Source organism: Sphingomonas sp. TDK1, from assembly GCF_001650735.1.
Taxonomy (GTDB): domain Bacteria; phylum Pseudomonadota; class Alphaproteobacteria; order Sphingomonadales; family Sphingomonadaceae; genus Sphingomonas.
In genome coordinates this window covers 1-19,061 of record NZ_LXVY01000004.1, presented here as the reverse complement: position 1 = coordinate 19,061, position 19,061 = coordinate 1, and the positions used below count along the sequence as shown (strand labels likewise).

The 19,061-nt window shown below is 68.2% G+C and carries 23 protein-coding genes; 12 read left to right on the top strand and 11 right to left on the bottom strand.

What is annotated here, in order from left to right; all coding sequences use genetic code 11:
- The first annotated feature begins 16 nt into the window (after positions 1-16).
- From A7X12_RS03715 to A7X12_RS03705, 3 genes are all read left to right on the top strand, one after another.
- Positions 17-1,363 carry a TldD/PmbA family protein gene (locus A7X12_RS03715; RefSeq protein WP_064310307.1) on the top strand — a complete coding sequence of 449 codons (1,347 nt, stop codon included), beginning with the start codon at positions 17-19 and terminating at the stop codon, positions 1,361-1,363.
- Positions 1,356-2,129 (top strand): 3'(2'),5'-bisphosphate nucleotidase CysQ, encoded by a 774-nt coding sequence (locus A7X12_RS03710; protein ID WP_064310306.1) that lies wholly within the window; start codon positions 1,356-1,358, stop codon positions 2,127-2,129. Before A7X12_RS03715 ends, A7X12_RS03710 begins: the two co-directional genes overlap by 8 nt.
- A gap of 195 nt (positions 2,130-2,324) precedes the next feature.
- A complete protein-coding gene (locus tag A7X12_RS03705) occupies positions 2,325-2,645 on the top strand; it encodes a hypothetical protein (protein ID WP_064310305.1) in 321 nt (106 codons plus the stop codon).
- Between the two features lie 27 nt (positions 2,646-2,672).
- Here the strand turns inward: A7X12_RS03705 and A7X12_RS03700 are convergent, their stop codons facing one another.
- The 3 genes from A7X12_RS03700 to A7X12_RS03690 form a co-directional block, all read right to left on the bottom strand.
- Entirely contained in the window at positions 2,673-3,749 is a 1,077-nt protein-coding gene (locus tag A7X12_RS03700) for a 5-(carboxyamino)imidazole ribonucleotide synthase (RefSeq protein WP_064310304.1), read from the bottom strand.
- Entirely contained in the window at positions 3,746-4,231 is a 486-nt protein-coding gene (purE, locus tag A7X12_RS03695) for a 5-(carboxyamino)imidazole ribonucleotide mutase (protein ID WP_064310303.1), read from the bottom strand. The genes A7X12_RS03700 and purE overlap by 4 nt, the downstream gene beginning before the upstream one ends.
- Positions 4,232-4,293: 62 nt before the next feature.
- Positions 4,294-4,749 carry a DUF2721 domain-containing protein gene (locus A7X12_RS03690; protein WP_064310302.1) on the bottom strand — a complete coding sequence of 152 codons (456 nt, stop codon included), beginning with the start codon at positions 4,747-4,749 and terminating at the stop codon, positions 4,294-4,296.
- Between the two features lie 85 nt (positions 4,750-4,834).
- On the opposite strand from A7X12_RS03690, the gene A7X12_RS03685 reads away from it, so the two are divergent.
- Entirely contained in the window at positions 4,835-5,872 is a 1,038-nt protein-coding gene (locus A7X12_RS03685) for a GNAT family N-acetyltransferase (protein ID WP_064310301.1), read from the top strand.
- On the opposite strand, the gene A7X12_RS03680 is transcribed toward A7X12_RS03685, so the two are convergent.
- The 7 genes from A7X12_RS03680 to lnt form a co-directional block, all read right to left on the bottom strand.
- Positions 5,848-6,441 (bottom strand): NUDIX domain-containing protein, encoded by a 594-nt coding sequence (locus A7X12_RS03680; RefSeq protein ID WP_064310300.1) that lies wholly within the window; start codon positions 6,439-6,441, stop codon positions 5,848-5,850. The genes A7X12_RS03685 and A7X12_RS03680 overlap by 25 nt on opposite strands.
- Positions 6,428-7,108: a tRNA (guanine(46)-N(7))-methyltransferase TrmB gene (gene trmB / locus A7X12_RS03675; protein WP_064310299.1), complete on the bottom strand. Its 681-nt coding sequence runs from the start codon at positions 7,106-7,108 to the stop codon at positions 6,428-6,430. The genes A7X12_RS03680 and trmB overlap by 14 nt, the downstream gene beginning before the upstream one ends.
- 50 nt (positions 7,109-7,158) lie before the next feature.
- Positions 7,159-7,899, bottom strand: a complete 741-nt coding sequence (locus A7X12_RS03670) for an EAL domain-containing protein (protein ID WP_064310298.1) — start codon at positions 7,897-7,899, stop codon at positions 7,159-7,161.
- Between the two features lie 158 nt (positions 7,900-8,057).
- Positions 8,058-8,819 (bottom strand): EAL domain-containing protein, encoded by a 762-nt coding sequence (locus A7X12_RS03665; protein WP_084445067.1) that lies wholly within the window; start codon positions 8,817-8,819, stop codon positions 8,058-8,060.
- 90 nt (positions 8,820-8,909) lie between these two features.
- Positions 8,910-9,665, bottom strand: a complete 756-nt coding sequence (locus A7X12_RS03660; protein WP_064310297.1) for an EAL domain-containing protein — start codon at positions 9,663-9,665, stop codon at positions 8,910-8,912.
- Positions 9,666-9,813: 148 nt separating this feature from the next.
- Positions 9,814-11,025 carry a methionine adenosyltransferase gene (gene metK / locus A7X12_RS03655; RefSeq protein WP_064310296.1) on the bottom strand — a complete coding sequence of 404 codons (1,212 nt, stop codon included), beginning with the start codon at positions 11,023-11,025 and terminating at the stop codon, positions 9,814-9,816.
- Between the two features lie 73 nt (positions 11,026-11,098).
- Complete coding sequence (lnt, locus tag A7X12_RS03650) at positions 11,099-12,658, bottom strand: apolipoprotein N-acyltransferase (protein ID WP_064310295.1); 1,560 nt, start codon at positions 12,656-12,658, stop codon at positions 11,099-11,101.
- Between the two features lie 176 nt (positions 12,659-12,834).
- Here lnt and A7X12_RS03645 point away from each other — a divergent pair, with 176 nt between their 5' ends.
- The 8 genes from A7X12_RS03645 (at position 12,835) to miaB (ending at position 18,625) form a co-directional block, all read left to right on the top strand.
- Positions 12,835-13,410 (top strand): NifU family protein, encoded by a 576-nt coding sequence (locus tag A7X12_RS03645; protein WP_064310294.1) that lies wholly within the window; start codon positions 12,835-12,837, stop codon positions 13,408-13,410.
- A 44-nt stretch (positions 13,411-13,454) separates the two neighbouring features.
- Complete coding sequence (locus A7X12_RS03640) at positions 13,455-14,048, top strand: malonic semialdehyde reductase (RefSeq protein ID WP_064310293.1); 594 nt, start codon at positions 13,455-13,457, stop codon at positions 14,046-14,048.
- A 32-nt stretch (positions 14,049-14,080) separates the two neighbouring features.
- Positions 14,081-14,725 (top strand): tRNA (adenosine(37)-N6)-threonylcarbamoyltransferase complex dimerization subunit type 1 TsaB, encoded by a 645-nt coding sequence (gene tsaB / locus A7X12_RS03635; protein ID WP_064310292.1) that lies wholly within the window; start codon positions 14,081-14,083, stop codon positions 14,723-14,725.
- The gene (rimI, locus tag A7X12_RS03630) at positions 14,722-15,198 is read left to right on the top strand and encodes a ribosomal protein S18-alanine N-acetyltransferase (RefSeq protein WP_064310291.1); all 477 of its coding nucleotides are present in this window, start codon (positions 14,722-14,724) and stop codon (positions 15,196-15,198) included. Before tsaB ends, rimI begins: the two co-directional genes overlap by 4 nt.
- A 109-nt stretch (positions 15,199-15,307) precedes the next feature.
- Entirely contained in the window at positions 15,308-15,724 is a 417-nt protein-coding gene (locus tag A7X12_RS03625; protein WP_064310290.1) for a MucR family transcriptional regulator, read from the top strand.
- Between the two features lie 136 nt (positions 15,725-15,860).
- Positions 15,861-16,283, top strand: coding sequence for a Fur family transcriptional regulator (locus A7X12_RS03620; protein WP_010543711.1), 423 nt, complete (start codon positions 15,861-15,863; stop codon positions 16,281-16,283).
- Positions 16,261-17,142: a lysophospholipid acyltransferase family protein gene (locus A7X12_RS03615; protein ID WP_443029287.1), complete on the top strand. Its 882-nt coding sequence runs from the start codon at positions 16,261-16,263 to the stop codon at positions 17,140-17,142. The genes A7X12_RS03620 and A7X12_RS03615 overlap by 23 nt, the downstream gene beginning before the upstream one ends.
- Before the next feature lie 172 nt (positions 17,143-17,314).
- On the top strand, positions 17,315-18,625 hold the full coding sequence (miaB, locus tag A7X12_RS03610) for a tRNA (N6-isopentenyl adenosine(37)-C2)-methylthiotransferase MiaB (RefSeq protein ID WP_084445065.1): 1,311 nt from the start codon (positions 17,315-17,317) through the stop codon (positions 18,623-18,625).
- Between the two features lie 81 nt (positions 18,626-18,706).
- Here the strand turns inward: miaB and A7X12_RS26140 are convergent.
- A partial coding sequence (locus A7X12_RS26140) for a PEPxxWA-CTERM sorting domain-containing protein (RefSeq protein WP_232318340.1) occupies positions 18,707-19,061 on the bottom strand: 355 nt, incomplete at its 5' end.

Genomic DNA, 19,061 nt, shown 5'->3' with positions numbered 1-19,061 from the left:
CCCCTAAGTCGCGCGGATGCTGAACAACGAACAGGCCCTGGAGCGCGCCGCCGACGCCGTGGCGCGTGCCCGCCGTGCCGGGGCCGATGCCGCCGACGCCGTCTTTTCCGCCGATCGCTCGCTCTCCGTTTCCGTCCGGATGGGCGCGCTGGAGGATGTCGAGCGCTCCGAGGCCGAGGAGCTCGACCTGCGCGTATTCGTCGGCCGGCGCTCGGCGAGCGTCTCGACCAGCGACCTGACCAGCGACGCCATTGCCACGCTGGTGGAGCGCGTGGTCGCGATGGCACGCGAGGCGCCGGAGGACCAATGGGCCGGTCTGGCTCCCCAGGACCGGCTGTTGCAAGGGCTGCCGCCGCAACTCGATCTCGACGACGGGGCGGAGGTGGAGCCGGTCGCGCTGAAGGCGCGCGCGCTTGCCGCCGAGGAGGCCGCGCGGGGCGTGGCGGGCGTCACCAACAGCGAAGGCGCGGGCGCGGGCGCCAGCCGGGTGCAGCTTGCGCTGGTAACCAGCCATGGCTTTGCCGGCGCCTATGCGCAGAGCAGTCACGGCATCTCGGCCAGCGTCCTCGCCGGCAGCGACGGTGCGATGGAGCGCGATCATGCACATCATTCCGCCCGCCATGCAGCGCAGCTCGACAGCCCCGAGGCGATCGGACGGCTGGCCGGCGAGCGAGCGGTGGCGCGGCTGAACCCGCGCAAGATCCCGAGCGGGGCGATGCCGGTGGTGTTCGGTCGCCGGGTATCCTCGGGCATGCTCGGCCATTTGATGGGGGCGATCTCGGGTGCGGCGATCACGCGGAAGACCAGTTTCCTGCTCGACGCGCTGGGCACGGAGATCTTCGCGAGCGGCGTGACGATCTGGGACGATCCGCACCGCCCCCGCGGCATGCGCTCGCGCCCGTTCGACGGCGAGGGGCTGCCGGTCAACCGCATGCAGATCGTCCGTGACGGCATGCTGGAGACCTGGCTGCTCGAAAGCGCGGCCGCCCGCCAGCTGGGACTGGAGCCGACCGGCCATGCCACGCGCGGCGGGGGCGGGGCGCCCGGCGTGTCGCCGAGCAACCTCTATATGGAAGCGGGCCATGTGCCGGCCGAGACGCTGATCGGCGAGATCGACTATGGCCTGCTGGTTACCGAACTGATCGGCCAGGGGGTGAACGGCGTGACCGGCGACTATAGCCGCGGCGCGGCGGGGTTCCTGATCGAGAAGGGGGAAATCACCGTTCCGGTCTCGGAGATCACGATCGCGAGCAACCTCAAGGACATGTTCCGGGCGATCACCCCCGCCAACGATCTGGAGTTCCGCTACGGCATCAACGCGCCCACCCTCCGCATCGACGGGATGACGATCGCCGGTGCCTGAGCTCGCCGCCGAAATCACGGCAATCGCCGCCGAGGCGGGTCGTCACGCCATGGCGCGCTGGCAGAGCGATTTCGCGCGCTGGGAGAAGGCGCCGGGCAACCCGGTCTGCGCGGTAGACCTGGAGGTCGACGCGCTGCTTCGCGAACGGCTCGGCGCGCTGCTCCCCGACGCCGGCTGGCTGTCTGAGGAGACGGTGGACAATGCCGACCGGCTGGCACTGTCCCGGCTCTGGGTGGTCGATCCGATCGACGGCACGCGCGATTATTTGCGCGGGCGGCCGGGCTGGGCGGTCTCGATCGCGCTGGTGGCGCATGGCCAGCCGGTGATCGGCGTGCTCGACGCACCCGCGCGCGGCGAGGTGTGGACGGCGCGGGCCGGGGCGGGGGCATGGCGGAACGGCGTGGCGCTGCGCACGGCCGAGCGGGCCGAGCTGCCGGGCGCGCGGGTGCCGGCCGACCAGCTCCCCAAGGTTGACCGCGACCTGGTGATGGTCCCCAAGCCAAATTCGATCGCGCTGCGCATCGCGATGGTGGCGGCCGGCGAGGCCGACCTCGTCGCGACGCTGCGCTGGGGGCATGAATGGGACATCGCCGCCGCGGTGTTGCTCGCCCGCGAGGCCGGCGCGGCGGTGACCGATGCGCTGGGCCAGCCGCTGGCGTTCAACACCCCCGCGGGCGAGGCGTACGGCGTGCTGGCGACAACGCAGCGCATCCACGCAGCCGCAGTGGCGCGGCTGGCGGATCGGGTGGAGCCGGGGAAGCGCTAGGTCGCGCCGCGTGTCGACGGAAGGCCGGTCGCGCTTGCCTTGTAGCTCATCGGCGGCTTGCCGTTTACGGTGATCTTGTTCCACCGCACAATCTCGGCAGGCCGGGGGCGACCGGATTCAGTCGCGGGGAGGCAGCGCGGCGCAGTGCCGCTCTAGCCCGTGCCTTCGAACCGACAGCGTGCTAAGGGCCGCCCCATGTCGAAATCCCTGAGCACCAGCGGTGCCATCGATCTGGATGGCGTGACCTATGATTGGCGTCTGCAGCGCGAGCCCCATTTGTCCGACGACGAGGGCTGGAAGGGGATGACCATCGCGGTTGCCCAGCGCGATGCCAAGCGCGAGGCGTGGCTGGAATTCCCGGCGCCCAAGCGGCTGCTCAAAGGGCTGCCACGCGGGCGTCTCCAATTGGACGATGCGACGATCACGCGCTGCGTCCGCTCCGCGCTCTCGGCCGGGTGGGACCCCTTGTCGCGGGGGAAGCCCGAGGTGTTCGTCGTCGATTCGGAAGGCAATTGAGCCGCCACGCGCGCGGGTGACGAGGGGCTAGCCCCGCTTCACCCGCGTGACATGCCCCATCTTGCGCCCCGGCCGGGCCTGGCCCTTGCCGTAGAGGTGGAGATGGGTGCCCGGCTCGGCGAGCAGTTCGGGCCAGCGATCGGCCTCGTCGCCGATCAGGTTCTCCATCTCGACATGGCTACCGGTCAGCGCGGTCGAGCCGAGCGGCAGGCCGCAGATCGCGCGGACATGGTTCTCGAACTGCGAGGTCTCGGCGCCCTCGATCGTCCAGTGGCCGCTGTTATGCACGCGCGGCGCCATTTCGTTGAACACCGGACCCTGCTCGGTCGCGAAGAACTCGCAGGTCAGCACGCCGATATGGCCCAGCGCCTCGGCGACGCGGCCGGAGAGCGCCGCCGCCTCGGTCCAGTGGCGGGCGATCTCGGGGGGGGCGGGCAAAGTGGAGCGGGCGAGGATGCCGTCCTTGTGCTCGTTCCAGGGCGGCGGATAGCTGGCCAGCGTACCATCGAGCCCGCGCACGGTAATGATCGAGAATTCGTGGCTGAAGGTAACGAAGCCCTCGAGGATCGCCGGGCGCTCGCCGATCGCCGCCCAGGCCGCCTCTGCCTCCGAGGCATCGTGAAGGCGCACCTGGCCCTTGCCGTCATAGCCGAGCCGCAGCGTCTTCAGGATCGACGGCGCGCCGATCTTCGCGATGGCGGCGTGCAGCTCGTCGCGGGTGGTGACCAGCGCCCAGGGCGCGGTGCGGCCGCCGAGCTCCGCCACGAACGACTTCTCGTTGGCGCGGTCCTGCGCGATCTCCAGGCTCTTGGCGCCGGGCCGCACCGGAACCTTGCCTGCGAGATGCGCGACGGGGGCGAGCGCGACATTCTCGAACTCGTAGGTGATCACGTCGGCATGGCTCGCCAGTTCGTCGAGCACGATATGGCTGTGATAGTCGGCGCGGGTGAAGCTGGACGCGGTCTGCGCCGCGATGCTTTCCTCGTCGGGGGCGAGGACATGGGTGCGATAGCCGAGCTGGGCTGCGGCGACGGCGATCATCCGGCCGAGCTGGCCGCCGCCGAGAATGCCGATGGTGGAGCCGGGGGGGAGGATGTCGCTCATGCCGGTTCCTCCGCGACGCTGTCGGTCTGGGCGGTGCGCCAGGCGATCAGCCGCTCCGTGAGGCCTTTGTCCGACGTCGCGAGGATCGCGGCGCCGAGCAGCGCGGCGTTCTTGGCGCCCGCCTTGCCGATCGCCAGCGTGCCGACGGGGATGCCGCCGGGCATCTGGACGATCGAATAGAGGCTATCGAGCCCCTTCATCGTCTTCGATTCGACCGGCACGCCCAGCACCGGCAGATGGGTCATCGCCGCGGCCATGCCGGGGAGGTGCGCCGCGCCGCCGGCGCCGGCGATGATCACCTTCAGGCCGCGGTCCGCGGCGCTGGTGGCATAGTCATAGAGCCGCTGGGGCGTACGGTGGGCGGAGACGACCTTCGTCTCGTGCGGGACGCCCAGCTCCTCGAGGATCGACGCGGCGTGGCGCATCGTCTCCCAATCGGAGGTGCTGCCCATGATGATGCCGATTACTGGTGCGTCCGCCATTGCCTGCCCGACCGTGGAATGGAAGCGGGGTGTTAGTCAGGCCGGGGCTGCAGGGCAATGGGCTACGAATCGAGTTCGAGCAGTTCCTGCCGGACATGAATCGCCTTCAGCGACATCCGCACCTCGACGAGGAAATAGAGCAGGCCCGAAATCAGCAGCAGCATCGAGATGATGAAGGCGACCGCGATCCAGATTCCGACATGGAGATTGGCCAGCCGCGACACGAACATGATCGCCACGACGAAGCAGATGGCGAGCGCGCTGGCGGTGCATAGGAAGATTGCGTTGTTGATCACCGAGATGCGGCGATCGATGATCCGAAGTTCCCACACATGGCGGTCATGCTCGGGGCCGCTGGAGCGGGGGTGGAGCTCCTCGATGATGCGCGCGCGATCGACGATGCGGGCGAGGCGGCCGACCATCGTGTTGAGGAACGCGCCGATGCCGGCAAGCAGGAAGACCGGCGCGATCGCGGCCTGGATCGTTTCCGAAACGGTGGAGAGGTAGAAGCCTTGCATGCATGTTCCTTATGCAAGCGGTGGTGCGCCGCGTGCAAGCATGGGCTGCACCGGATAGTAACGGGTGAGCGGCTAGGCCGGATGCATGGCTCCCGTCGTCCGTTTCGAACCCGGCCTTGCCGATGTGCTGGACGACGCCGCGCGGTGCGCAGCGGAAAGCCATCGCTTCCTCCGCCGGGCCTGGTACGCCGCGGCACTGCAAGCCTATGGCGGGACGGCGCGGACGCTGGTGGTGGATGCGGGGCATGTCGCCGTGGCGGCGCTGCCGCTGGTCGCCAAGGGGCCGCGCGGGCTGGGGCTGGCGGAAGTCCCCGGCTGCTACTGGCCGTTCCGCAGCTTCCCCGTGGCGGAGGGGGCGAGCGAGGCGACCGCGGATGCGATGCTCGGCGCGCTGGCGCGGCAGGTGCGGGCGCTGCGGATCGGGCCGGTCTATGACGGCGATCCCGCGCTCGACTGGTTGAAGGCGCGCGCGCTGGCGACGGGATGGACGCTGCTCGACCGGTTCGTGGCGGACTCCTTCATGCTCGACATCGGCGCGGCCGAGGGCTGGCCGCGTGGGTCCACGCTGCGGAAGAACCGGCACCTGGAGAAACACCTCGCGGCGGCGGGCACGCTTGCCTGGGAATGGGGGGCGCCCGACGTCGACGCGCTGGCGGATGTCGAACGGCGCAGCTGGATCGTCGACCGCACCGACGGCTGCGACGCCAAGTTCACGCCCGAGGGGCACGGCGCCTTCTGGGAGGCTGCGCTGCACGATCCCGTGCTGGCGGGCATGCTCTCCGCCGCGGTGCTGCGGATCGAAGGGCGGCCCATGGCCTTCTCGTTCGATCTGGTCACCGGTGCGCGCTGCTACGCCATCGCCAACAGCTATGATCCGGCGGTGGCGAAGCATTCGCCGGGCAAGCTGCTCCAGTATCGCAACCTGCTGCGCGCCCGCGACCGGGGCGTGACTTTGATCGACTGGGGTGCGGGGGACAGCGGCTACAAACAGACCATGGGCGCGACCAAGGGCCCGGCGATCCGCGACTGGATCTTCGTCCGCCCAGGGCTGGAGGCCCTTGTCGCGCGGATGTTGCGGGGGGCGTGGTGCCGCAGTGGTCAGGCGGCGGGCGGCCAGGCCTGAGCCGCGAGCCGCTCGCGCAGCGCGAGGACGAGGACCGCGGTCTTCATGTCGGCCAGCGCGCCCATGCCCATCGCCCATAGGTCGTCGAGCCGCATCTCGATCACTTCGATATCCTCGTGATCGTCCGCCAGTCCGCCGCCCGCGCTCGTGCGATCGGCGCGGCTATAGGGCGCTAGATAGAGGCTCAGCCGCTCGGTCGACACGGCCGGCATCGAGAAGAAGTGGCCGACCAGGATGATCGTACCCAGCGTCACCCCGCATTCCTCGACGGCTTCGCGGCGCACACTTTCCTCCGCCTCCTCGCCGGGATCAATGCGGCCGGCGAGCACCTCGAACACCGATTCGGTATCACCGCGAAAGATCAGCGGGGGGCGCGACTGGCGGACCAGCAGCACCGTGCCGCGATCCGCATCATAGGGCAGCACGCCGACGGCATCGCCATGGTCCTCGATCTGGCGCGTGATCCGGCTGCCGTCCGGCGTGCGCAGCGTCGCCAGCAGCATGCGTCCCCAGCCCTCGAAGACCGTCTCGACGCTCTCGATGCGGTGGCCGGGTTCAGACCCGGACATAGCGGAAGTACCAGACTTCATGCCCCTGGCGGCGCGCCTTGCGCTCGTAGCGCGTCTCCGGCCAGTCGGCCGGACGGGTGAGGAAGTCGCGGGAGGTCTGCGCCTGCCAGACAAAGTCCTTGCGCTGGCCCATCACCATCATCGCCCAGCGGCAATAGGTGGGATCGTCGGTGCCGAGGCGGAATTCGCTGCCGGGCTTCAGCTTGGCGGCGATCAGGTCGAGCGGGCCGTGGTTCACCATGCGGCGCTTGGCATGGCGTGCCTTGGGCCAGGGATCGGGATGGAGCAGATAGGTGCGGCTGAGGCTGGCGTCGGGCAGCCGCTCGATCACCTCCAGCGCGTCGCCCATGTGCAGGCGGACATTGTCGAGCGCGCCGTCGCGGATGTGGTTCAGCGCCCCGACCACGCCGTTGAGAAAGGGTTCGCAACCGATGAAGCCATGGTCCGGGCGCATCGCCGCCTGGCCGGCGAGATGCTCGCCGCCGCCGAAGCCGATCTCGACTTCCAGGGGGCGGTCGTCGCCGAACAGGGTGGCGGCATCGAGCGGGCCGGATTCGGGCACGCTGACCCGCGGCAGCAGCTCCTCGACAAGGGCGGACTGGCCCTGGCGGAGCTTGTGGCCCTGGCGGCGGCCATAAAGACGACGGATGGTGGTAGGATCGGCCATGGGGGGCAGCGCATAGTCGCGCCGCCGCGCGCTGGCAAATCCCGGCGTATTCAGGCGGCGATGCGGTGCGGCATGACGGGGGCGCCCCAGGGGCGGGCCGGCCGGGTATAGCGACGGGCGCGGGGCGCGAAGTCGCGTTTGCCTTCGAAGTGGCGGAGCCCGGCCTCCAGGGCGGCGCGCTGCGCCATCTCGTCGGTTGGGACAGGTGCGGTGACCGTCACGCCCATGCCGTTGGCAAGGCGCAGCACGCCTTCGATCAGGCGGGCGCGGGCCGGCGCGACGTCGAGCCGATGCGCAAGCGCGCCGGCGAGGCGGATCAGCCGGGGCGAGCAATGGGCGAGCAGCCCCAGCCCCAGCGGACCGGCAGCGAACTCGCCGAGCGCGATCATCATGCCGCGATCGGTGCAGGCGTGGATCATGGCGGCGGCGGCGTCGCGATCGGTCGCCTCGTCGGCGCTGATTTCGACGACGACATTCTCGATCGGGAAGCGGTGGCGAAGCGCCGCGCGGAAGAGGTGGGCAAGCAGGCGATCGGGGGTCCCTGCGCGAACCTGGACGGGCACCACCAGCAGCGCGCCTGCGGCGACGAGCCCGGCGTCGGCGGCCGCGGCGAACGCGCGATCGAGGCGAAGCGCCTCGAGTTCGGCGCGGTCTTCGCGCAGCAGGATCGCGTCGACGCCGTGGAAGGCCTGGGGACGTGCATGGATGCCGGCGTGCCAGGCGAAAGGCTCCGTGCTGCCATGCGCCGTGATCGGCTGCAGATCGATCCGGAGATCCATCGTGGTTGCCATGGTACGTGCTCCTCTACCCGATTCTTCTGAACCTGAACGAGAGGTACCCAAAGCTGCGGCGTGCTCCCATTCCGGGCGTCGCCGCAGCGGATTCAAACGGTTGGGGAATCTACGCAGCTTGCTTTCGCGAGCCTGCAAACGATTCCCCTGATTCGCGCTCAGGCTGCTGCGTTCAGCCTCAGCGCCGGTGGGGGCAGCACGCCCACCTGCGGCACGGCGATCAAGTCGCCCTGCATCAGCGTCACGTCGAGCGCGCGCAGCCGGTCATGCTCGGCGCGCGTGGACACCCCTTCGGCGATCAGGCGGATGCGTCCTTTCTTCGCGATCTCCACCACCCGCTCGACGACGATGCGCCGTGCCCAGCTGCTGCACAGGCTGTGCACCAGTTCAGGGGCGAGTTTCAGCGTGTCGGGGGTGAAGGCGGAGACCAGGTCGAGTCCCATGTCGCCGGCGCCGAAATCGTCGAAGGCGATCAGGAAGCCGAGCTTGCGATAGGCCTTCATCAGCGCCAGCATGTGCTCGCTTTCGAGATGGTCGCGGTCGCTGAACTCGAACACCAGCTCGCGGGCGGGGAAGCCGAGGCGGCGGACGATCCGCAGCATGCGATCGGCGTCCGCTTCGGGATCGGTAATGTAGCGCGGCATCACCTTGATCGCGAGCCGGGTGTGGCGTTCGGTGATGCCCAGTTCCATCGCCTGTTCGATCGCCGCGATACGGCAGCGCAGATCGAAGGTGGGGCGCTTGTCCTCCGGCAAGGTCTCCACAAAGGCGGCCGGTCCTTCGCCTGCCGGACCGCGGAAGGTCGCTTCATACGCAGTGACGATGAGCGTGCTGGTGTTCACGACCGGCTGGAAAGCCATCGCGAACCAGTCCCGGGGCATCGGCTCCTGGCGGGGGGCGGGGGCGATTTGGTCGAGCACGGGGCATCTCCAAGCTGGATCCCCTTGATTCGAAACTAGGAGCAAGTGATTACCCGAGCGTTGATGCCCATGCTCGGGGAACCACCGTGATCAGGCCGTCGCGGCAGGCCGGGGGATGCGGGTGGGGGGCAGCATGCCGGGCACCGGCGGCGCGACCAGATCCCCCTGCACGTGGAAGATCCCGAAGCTGCGCAGGCGTTGCAGCACCGCCTCCCGCGCGACGCCGTCGGCGATGACGCGGATGCCGTGTTCGCGCAGGCGCGGCGCCAGTTCCTCCAGCATGAGCCGGCGTGCCCAGCTGGCGTCGATGCCGTTCACCAGTTCGGAATCGAGCCGAACCATGGCGGGGCGATAGCGGACGCAGGGACTGAACCCGATCGGGTCATAGCCGAGGCCGAGAAAGGCGGTCAGCGCGCCGGCGCGGCGATGCCTCTCGACCAGGTCGGCAAGCTGCTGGCCGGGCGTATCGGCAAAGCCGTGGATGCCGAAGATCAGGCGTTCGGTCGCCAGGCCGGTACGCCGCCCGGCATCGGCGGCAGCTGCCAGCGCGGTTTCCGCGGCGCCGGCGTGCGGTGCGTGGATCGGGATCAGCAGGCGCGCGGTGGTCGCGCCCAGGCCGGCTTCCATCGCCTTGTACACCGCGCCCGCGGCGACGCGGCGATCGAGTTCGGCATGGCGGTCGGCGGGAAGCTGGGCGAGGATCTCCTCGCCCTCTTCGCCGGCGGGGCCGCGCAGCACGGCTTCATAGGCGAAGACGCGGCCGGTGATGACGTCGTGCACCGGCCGAAACGCAAGATGCAGTCCCGGTGCGGGTGCAGCCTGGCAGTCCTCCGAGTCGAGAACCATTCCCAATCCCTCCATGGCCCGTGTTAACCATGACGGGCCCAACCCGTTTTATAGGCGGTGTGCGAAACGGGCGGGCATGACGGGCATGAAAAAGCCCCGCGCGGCGGGTGCCGGCGGGGCTCTTTTCATGTTCGGATCAGAAGACCGATCAGGCGGCGAGTGCGGCCTTCAGGTCCTCGACCAGGTCGGTGCGCTCCCAGGGGAAGAAATCGCCCTCGGGCTTGCGGCCGAAGTGGCCGTATGCGGCGGTCGGCTGGTAGATCGGCTTGTTGAGGCCCAGGTGCGTGCGGATGCCGCGCGGGGTGAGGCCGCCCAGCTTCTCGATGCCCTGGATCGCCTGCTCGATCTTGTCGTCGCCGACGCGGCCGGTGCCGTGGGTGTCGACATAGAGCGACAGCGGCTTCGACACGCCGATGGCATAGGCGAGCTGGATCGTGCAGCGCGCGGCGAGGCCGGCGGCGACGATGTTCTTCGCCAGATAGCGGGTGATGTACGCCGCCGAACGGTCGACCTTGGTCGGGTCCTTGCCGCTGAACGCGCCGCCGCCATGCGGGCTGGCGCCGCCATAGGTGTCGACGATGATCTTGCGGCCGGTCAGGCCGGCGTCACCGTCCGGGCCGCCGATTTCGAACGAGCCGGTCGGGTTGATGTGATATTCGGTCGCGTCCGAGAGCAGCTCGGCCGGAAGCAGGTCGGCGACGACCTTCTTCACATAGGCGTGAAGCTCGGCTTCCTTGTCGCCCGCGTCATAGCCCGGCGCGTGCTGGGTCGAGACGACGATGGCGGTCGCGGCGACCGGCTTGCCGTTCTCGAAGCGCAGCGTGACCTGGCTCTTGGCGTCCGGCTCGAGGAACGGCGCCGCGCCCGAATGGCGGTCGGCGGCCATGCGCTCGAGGATCTTGTGGCTGTAATAGAGCGTCGCCGGCATCAGGTCCGGGGTCTCGTCGCAGGCGAAGCCGAACATGATGCCCTGGTCGCCGGCGCCTTCGTCCTTGTTGCCCGAAGCGTCCACGCCCTGCGCGATGTGCGCCGACTGGCCGTGCAGGTTGTTCTCGAAGCGGAAGGTCTGCCAGTGGAAGCCCGACTGCTCATAGCCGATGCGCTTCACCGTCTCACGGACGGTCTTCTCGATCTCTTCCTGCGCGCCCGGGGCCCAGGCGCCGTTCTCATAGACGCCCTTGCAGCGGATCTCGCCGGCCAGAACGACCAGCTGGGTGGTGGTCAGAGTCTCGCAGGCGATACGCGCTTCGGGATCCTTCGACAGGAACAGGTCGACGATCGAGTCGGAAATCTGGTCGGCGACCTTGTCGGGATGGCCCTCGGAAACGGACTCGGACGTGAAGAGATAGTTGGAACGCATGTAAATTCCTCAGGTTGGGAAGGATCGCCGGGCCGTTGCCATGCCCATATAAAGCTTTCCTTATATGTGCTCCCTAGCGGGCGAAGCGCCGATTGGCAATCGCGAACAACCCCGTAAACACCGCCATGAGCAGCACCATCCAGTTGCCGAGCCGGGAGAACAGCGTCGGCGGCAGCGGGCGGGGCAGCGGCAGGCGGATCGCGCCGGCCTGGTTCGGGGGGATCGTGCCGAGCAGGCGGCCATGGCCGTCGATCAGCGCCGAGATGCCGGTGGGGGTGGACCGCAAGATCGGCAGGCCTTCCTCGATCGCGCGCAGCCGGGCCTGGGCCAGGTGCTGCGGCGGGCCCCAGCGGCCGAACCAGGCGTCGTTCGAGGGGTTGAACAGGAAGTCGGGGCGGTGGGCGCGGTCGACCACTTGTCCCGAGAAGATGATCTCGTAGCAGATCTGGATGCCGGCATTGCCGAAGCCGGGCACGGCGATCGCGCTCGGGCCGGGGCCGGGGAGAAAGTCGACATCGCCCATCACCAGGCGGGCGAGGCCCAGCGGGGCGAGCAGCGGGCGCATCGGCAGATATTCCCCGTACGGCACGAGGTGCGCCTTGTCGTATCGGCCGCCCAGCATGCCGTCGGGACCCAGCGCCCAGACCGAGTTGCCAATACCGGCCAGCATGTTGTCGCGACTGAAATACGCAGCGGTGCCCCCGATCAGCGCCTGGTCCCACGGACCCAGCACCGCGGCGATGCGCGCGCGGACCAGGCGCGGGTCCTGGCGGTACCATTGCACCGGATAGCCGTCCTCGACGAAGTAATCGACCATGCCCTCGGGCCAGACGACGAGGCGCGGCAGCGTGCCGGGCTTGCCGCTGAGCGCGATCATCCGGTTCAGGAGAAACTCGGCATAATCGGGTCGGCTGACCGCGTCCTGGCCGATGTTCGGCTGGACGATCACCACCTCCTTGCCGCTCGCGGTGCTGATGCAGCGGATCCGGTCGCAGCGATCGGACCAGGCGAGGTTAAGCGCGAGCAGCCCCACCGCCACGACGGCGAAAGGCCGATACTGGCGCTGGGTGGCGAGGTAGAGGCTTCCGGCAATGGCGAGCGTCACGCCCGAGAGCGCATAGGTGCCGATCAGCGTCGCGAGGTTGCGCACGCCGGGTACCGGCACCCAGACCACCGCCAGCGGATTCCACGGATAGCCGGTGAAGGCTACGCCGCGCAGCCATTCGGCGATGGTCCATGCCGCGGCTGCGGCGAGGACATAGCCCAGGTCCGGCTCTACCCAGCCGGATCTGGGCTTCACCGTGCGGGCGAACAGCCAGGCCGCGCCCATCGCCAGTGCGGGGTAGATCGCCAGATACACGGCGAGCAGCGCGACGGCGAAATAGCCGAGCACCGGCGGCATCTTGTCCTGAAAGTCGAAGGCGTGCTGGATCCAGTTGTCGCCCAGCGTGAAATGGCCGAGGCCGAACAGCCAGCTGCGCAGAAGCGCCGAGCGGAGCGTCGGCGCCGCAGACACCAGCGCGAACAGCGCCGCGAAACAGAGCAGGGCCAGCGGCCACCATTCCAGCGGGGCAAAGCCGGTGGCGGAGACAATGCCGAGGATCAGCGAAACGAGCAGCGGACGGCTAAACATCGCGGGCGGGCCTACACGATGCGCAGGGCGAGGGGGAGGGGTACTCTATATCGCGAGCCCCTCCCTTTCCGGGGCCGTGCTCGAACGCATAGCTCGCTTCCACCCTCCCACAGGCAACCCTGCGTTTCCCGCTACCCGGCTTGATCCTGAGCAAGGACGCGCCCATGTGAACGGCCATGTTGATCGAGACCGAAGCCACGCCCAACCCCGCCACGCTCAAGTTCCTGCCCGGCAGGATCGTGATGGAGGCAGGCACGCGCGACTTCGCGAGCCCCGAAGAGGCCGAGGCCTCGCCGCTCGCCGATGCATTGTTCGGTCTTGGCGATGTGACGGGCGTCTTCTTCGGCCGCGACTTCATCTCCGTGACTGCCGCGCCCGGCGTGGAATGGACGAGCCTGAAACCCGATGTGCTCGGGATCCTGCTCGATCATTTCTCGGCGAACATGCCGCTGTTCGCGCAAGGCAGCGCCGCCGGCTTCAGCGTGCCGCCCGAAAGCGCCGACTTCGGCGACAATCCCGAAGATGCCGACATCGTGGCGCAGATCCGCGAGCTGATCGAGACGCGCATTCGTCCGGCCGTCGCCAATGACGGCGGTGACATCGTCTATCGCGGCTTCGATCAGGGCAAGGTGTTCCTGCAGATGCAGGGCGCGTGTTCGGGATGCCCTTCGTCCACCGCGACGTTGAAGAACGGCATCGAGCAGCTGCTGAAATACTATGTACCCGAAGTCACCGAGGTGCGCGCGATCTAAGCACGCCCGGTTTTCCTCCCCACCCGCACGAAAGGACGCAGGCCATGGGCCAGCCGCTGAACGACGTTGCCCTCGACACGATCTTCCGCACCGCGCGGAGCTTCAACGGCTATACCGATACGCCGATCACCCAGGCGGACATCGAGGCGATCTACGACCTGCTGAAGATGGGGCCGACGTCGATGAACCAGCAGTCGGCGCGGTTCGTGTGGGTGCTGAGCCAGGAGAACAAGGACAAGCTGGCCGACCTCGCCAGCGGCAGCAACGCCGAGAAGATCCGCAAGGCACCGGCCAGCGTCATCATCGGCTACGACCTCAACTTCACCGACTATCTGCCGGAACTCTTCCCCCACGCGCCCGAGGCGAAGAACTGGTTCCCCACCGAGGAATCGCGCCGGCCGCACGCGTTCCGCAACTCGACCTTGCAGGGCGGCTATTTCATCATGGCGGCGCGGGCGCTGGGCTTCGACACCGGCCCGATGTCCGGGTTCGACAATGCCAAGGTCGACGAAGCCTTTTTCGGGGACCAGCCGAGCGTCCGGTCCAATTTCATCTCGACGCTGGGCATCGGCGACCCGTCGAGCGTTCATCCGCGCCTGCCGCGCCCCGCATTCGACAAGTTCAATCGGGTGATTTGACCTGCACCGGATTCTTTGGGTAGCGCGGGGCAATGGCTGAAGCCCCGCGACTGCTCGTTATCGAAACCGCTACGGCGGCCTGCTCCGTGGCCCTGCTGGCGGGCGGCGCCGTGCTGGCGGAGCGCCACGAACGGGTCGGCCGAGGCCATGCCGAACGACTGATCCCGATGATCGGCGAACTGCCCGGGGGCGGCCGCGCCGATGCGATCCTGGTCGATGTCGGTCCCGGCAGCTTCACCGGCGTGCGGGTCGGCCTTGCCGCCGCGCGCGGGCTTGCGATCGGCTGGCGCGTGCCGGTCCACGGCTATTCCTCCCTCGCGCTGCTCGCCGCCGCGGCGCTTGCCGGCGATTCCGGCCTGGATCGTCTTTCCATCGTGCTGGAGGGCGGGCACGGCGAAGTCTTCGTCCAGCATTTTGCCGGTCCGCCGTTGACGGAAACCGCGCCGCTTGCCTCGCTGCGCCCGGATGCGGCGCTTGCCGCACTCGACGGGCGCGCCGCGATCGGCAGCGGGGTGCGCCACCTCGCCTCGCTTTCCGACGGGCTTGATCTGCGGGAGGCATTGCCGCGCGCGGCGGACGCCGTGTTGCTGCCTGCCGCGTTCGCCGCGCTTCCGCCGCGTCCGCTCTATGGTCGCGGGCCGGATGCCAAGACCCTGGCCGAACGAGGTCTCGCATGAGTGCCGCGCCCCGGCCGATCGAGCTGCGCGAGGGCGGGGTGCAGGATCTCCCTTCCGTCAGCCGCATCATGCAGGCCGCGTTCGATCCGGCATATGGCGAGGCTTGGACCCAGCCCCAGTGCATGGGGATGATGGCGCTTTCCGGGGTGTGGCTGCTCGTCGCCAGCATCGGCGGGCGCGATTGCGGCTTCGCCATGGCACGCGCGATGCTCGACGAAGCCGAACTGTTGTTGCTGGCGACCAGTCCCGCGGTGCGGGGGCATGGTGTGGGCGGTGCGTTGTTACGGGCAGTGATTGCTGAGTCGCGCAATCGCGGTGCCACCAAGCTGCATCTCGAAGTTCGCGCAGGCAATGGAGCAATCCGCCTCTATCACCGCGAGGGCTTTCAAAAGGTTGGTGAACGTCGAGGCTATTATCGCGGTACTAGCGGTGAAGCGTTGGATGCTCTCACTTTGGCACGTTCGCTTGCATAAAATTTATAATCCTCGCGACTTGATCTCTTGCCAATCGTTGGGCTTCGAACGATAGGGCGTCTCAGGCGATAGATAGAATAATCGCCGAGAACGGGTCGAAAGGAATATCATGGAAGCTTCATCTGAAATTCAGGAAACCCTCATCGCGCTGACCGCCGATATTGTCGCTGCGCATGTCAGCAACAACAGCGTCGCGGTGTCGGACCTTCCGCAGCTCATCCAGAACGTGCACGGCGCGCTCACCGGTCTCGGCACCGTCCAGCCGGAGCCGGAAGTGAAGCAGGAACCGGCCGTTTCGGTCCGCGCTTCGGTGAAGCCCGACTATATCGTCTGCCTTGAGGACGGTAAGAAGCTGAAGATGCTGAAGCGTCACCTGATGACGCACTATCAGATGACCCCGGAACAGTACCGCGCCAAGTGGAACCTGCCGGCCGACTATCCGATGGTCGCCCCCAACTATGCCGAGCAGCGCCGCAGCCTGGCGAAGAAGATCGGCCTGGGCACCAAGCGTCGCAAGACCCGCTGATCGCACGTCCGCAAGGATCGAGAAGAACGCGCCGGCCCGGACCCCCGTCCGCGGCCGGCGTTTTCGTATCGGCTCGATCAGCGTCAGCGATCGGCTTGCCCTTTTCGGATGACGTCAATGGCGCTACAGCGTGCCCATGGCTCGCAAGATTGATCTCGAAGCGCTCTGTCACGAAAAGGGGCTGCGCATCACCGAACAGCGCAAGGTGATCGCGCGCGTTCTTTCCGACGCAGACGACCATCCCGACGTGGAAAAGGTCTATGAGCGCGCTGCCGCGATCGATCCCGGCATCTCGATCGCTACCGTCTATCGCACGGTGCGGCTGTTCGAAGAGGCAGGCATTCTCGATCGCCACGATTTCGGCGATGGCCGCGCGCGCTACGAGCCGGCCCCCGAGGCGCATCACGATCACCTGATCGACGTCGAAAGCGGCAAGGTGATCGAGTTCGTCGATCCCGAGCTGGAGCTGCTGCAGAAGCAGATCGCCGAGCGGCTGGGCTTCCGCCTCGTCGACCACCGCATGGAACTGTACGGGGTTGCGCTCGACCGCAAGAACTGAGCGCGCCCGGCGCCGCCGCGAGGAAGCGACCCAGGGGCTGCCCACGCGGCTGACGGGCGCGGAACTGGCGCGCGTCTGGTTTCGCGTCGCGCGGCTCGCGCTGGCGCTACTCGTCCATGTGCCGCTGCATTATCTGTTCCGGCTGGTCCGGCTGCCCTCGCCCTGGCCGCGGCTGTTCCTGGCGAGCGCGGCGCGGATCGCGGGCGCCAAGGTGAAGCGGGTGGGCACGCCGCTGAAGCGGGACGTGTTCTATGTCTCCAACCATGTCAGCTGGATCGATATCCTCGCGCTGGGCGGCGCGAGCGGCACGGCGTTCGTCGCCAAGGCAGAGATCGGCGCCTCTCCGCTGGTGGGGTGGCTCGCGGGCCTCAACCGCACCGTCTATGTGAAGCGCGAGAACCGTATGGGCGTCGCCGAGCAGATCAATCAGCTGCGCGACGCGCTGGCCGAGACCTGGGCCGTGACCATCTTTCCGGAAGGCACCACGACCGACGGCAAGTCGCTGCTGCCGTTCAAGACGCCGATGCTGCGCGTGCTGGAGCCGCCGCCGCCCGGCGTGATGGTGCAGCCGGTGATGCTCGACTATGGCGCGGCGAGCGAGGACATCGCCTGGATCGGCCAGGAGCGGGGGCTGAAGAACGCCAAGCGCGTGCTCGCGCGCAAACAGCGCTTTCGGCTGCGCGTGCATTTCCTCGAGCCGTTCGACCCGCGCGACTTCCCCGGCCGCAAGGCGATCGCGGCGGAGAGCCGGCGGCGGATCGAGGATGCGATGGTGCGCACGCTGGGGCATCCGCTGCGCACGTTCCGGTTCGCGGATGATCCGATCGGGTACAAGACGCCGGCGCAGCAGCAGGGCTGAACGCCGCCCGCGTTCCCCAGCCCCTTCCCCTTGCGGAAGGGGCTGGGGGCTGAAACGGCGTCACGCTTCTTCCATGTCGATCCCTCTCCTGACCCCTCCCGCAAGCGGGCGGGGAGCGAAGGCGTCCAAGGCCTGTTTTCTGCCGTCATTTCCGCGTATAGGCGCGCCGATCATGACCACCCCCAAGACCTATCACGTCAAGTCGTACGGCTGCCAGATGAACGTCTATGACGGCGAGCGCATGGGCGAGCTGATGGCTGCCCAGGGACTCGTCGCCGCCGAGGCGGACCAGGCCGATCTCGTCGTCCTCAACACCTGCCATATCCGCGAAAAGGCGACCGAGAAGGTCTATTCGGAGATCGGCCGGCTGAAGCTGCGCGAGGCGGGCAAGCCGATGATCGCGGTTGCCGGCTGTGTCGCCCAGGCCGAGGGCGAGGAAATCGCCCGCCGCGCCAAGGTGGACGTGGTGGTCGGCCCGCAGGCCTATCACAACCTGCCGGATCTCGTCGCCAAGGCCGCCAAGGGCCAGCTGGGTCTCGACACCGACATGCCGATCGCGAGCAAGTTCGGCAAGCTGCCCACCCGCCGCAAGGTGGGGGCGAGCGCGTTCCTCACCGTGCAGGAAGGCTGCGACAAGTTCTGCACCTATTGCGTGGTGCCCTATACCCGCGGCGCCGAAGTGAGCCGCCCCTATGCGGCGATCGTCGACGAGGCCAAGGCGCTGGTCGATGCCGGCGCGCGCGAGATCACGCTGCTCGGCCAGAACGTCAATGCCTGGGGCGATAACGACGGCCGCGGCCTGCACGATCTGATCGTGGCGCTCGATCGGATCGAGGGGCTGGCGCGGATCCGCTACACGACCAGCCATCCCAACGACATGGCCGAGGGGCTGATCGAGGCGCACGCCCATGTGCCCAAGCTGATGCCGTTCCTGCACCTGCCGGTACAGGCGGGCAGCGACCGCATCCTGAAGGCGATGAACCGCAGCCACACGCGCGATTCGTACCTGCGCATCATCGAGCGCGTTCGCGCGGCGCGGCCGGACATTGCGTTATCGGGCGACTTCATCGTCGCGTTTCCGGGCGAGACCGAGGCGGAATTCGAGGAGACGCTGCAACTGGTCGACGCGGTCGGTTATGCGCAGTGCTTCAGCTTCAAATACTCGCCGCGTCCGGGTACGCCGGCGGCCGAGTGGGTCGACCAATATCTGCCCGACGCGGTGGCCGACGAACGCCTGCAGCGGCTGCAGGCGGCGCTGGGCCGGCATTCCCAGGCGTTCAACGAAGCGAGCGTCGGTCGGCGCTGCTCCGTTCTTATCGAGCGCGTGGGCCGTCGGCCCGGGCAGATGATCGGCAAGTCTCCCTGGCTGCAATCGGTGCACCTGGAAACGAGCGCGAAGATCGGCGACCTGATCGAGGTCGACCTCGTCAGTGCCGGCCCCAATTCGCTGGGCGGGCGTGAGGTGGTGTCGGTCGCGGCCTGATCGGGCGGTGCGCCAACACGCGAAAGGCCCGGCATCCGTCAGGGGATGCCGGGCCTTTGTGTTTGCTTTGGCTGGCGGTGTTTAGGCGCGGGCGAGCATCTGGCCCTGCCTGCGGCGGCGGACCGCTGCCCCCGCGAGACCGAAGCCGCCGATCAGCATCGCCCAGCTTGCCGGTTCGGGCACCGCGCCGCCGGTGGTGCCGGTGAGGCGGAAGCCGAGATTCTGTTCGCGCAGGCGACGCCAATTGCCCTCGCTGCCATGGAGATAGGCGACCAGCGGATCGGATGCGCCGCCCGGCATGTAGCTGGTGCTCCCCGCGTCGGCTGCCGAAAAGACGATCCAGTAGGAGCCTGCCTGAAGATTCCAGCGCAGTCCTTCCGCGCCCTGCCAATCGACGAGGCCGCGATTCACGAACGCCGTGGAGTAGAGCAGTTTC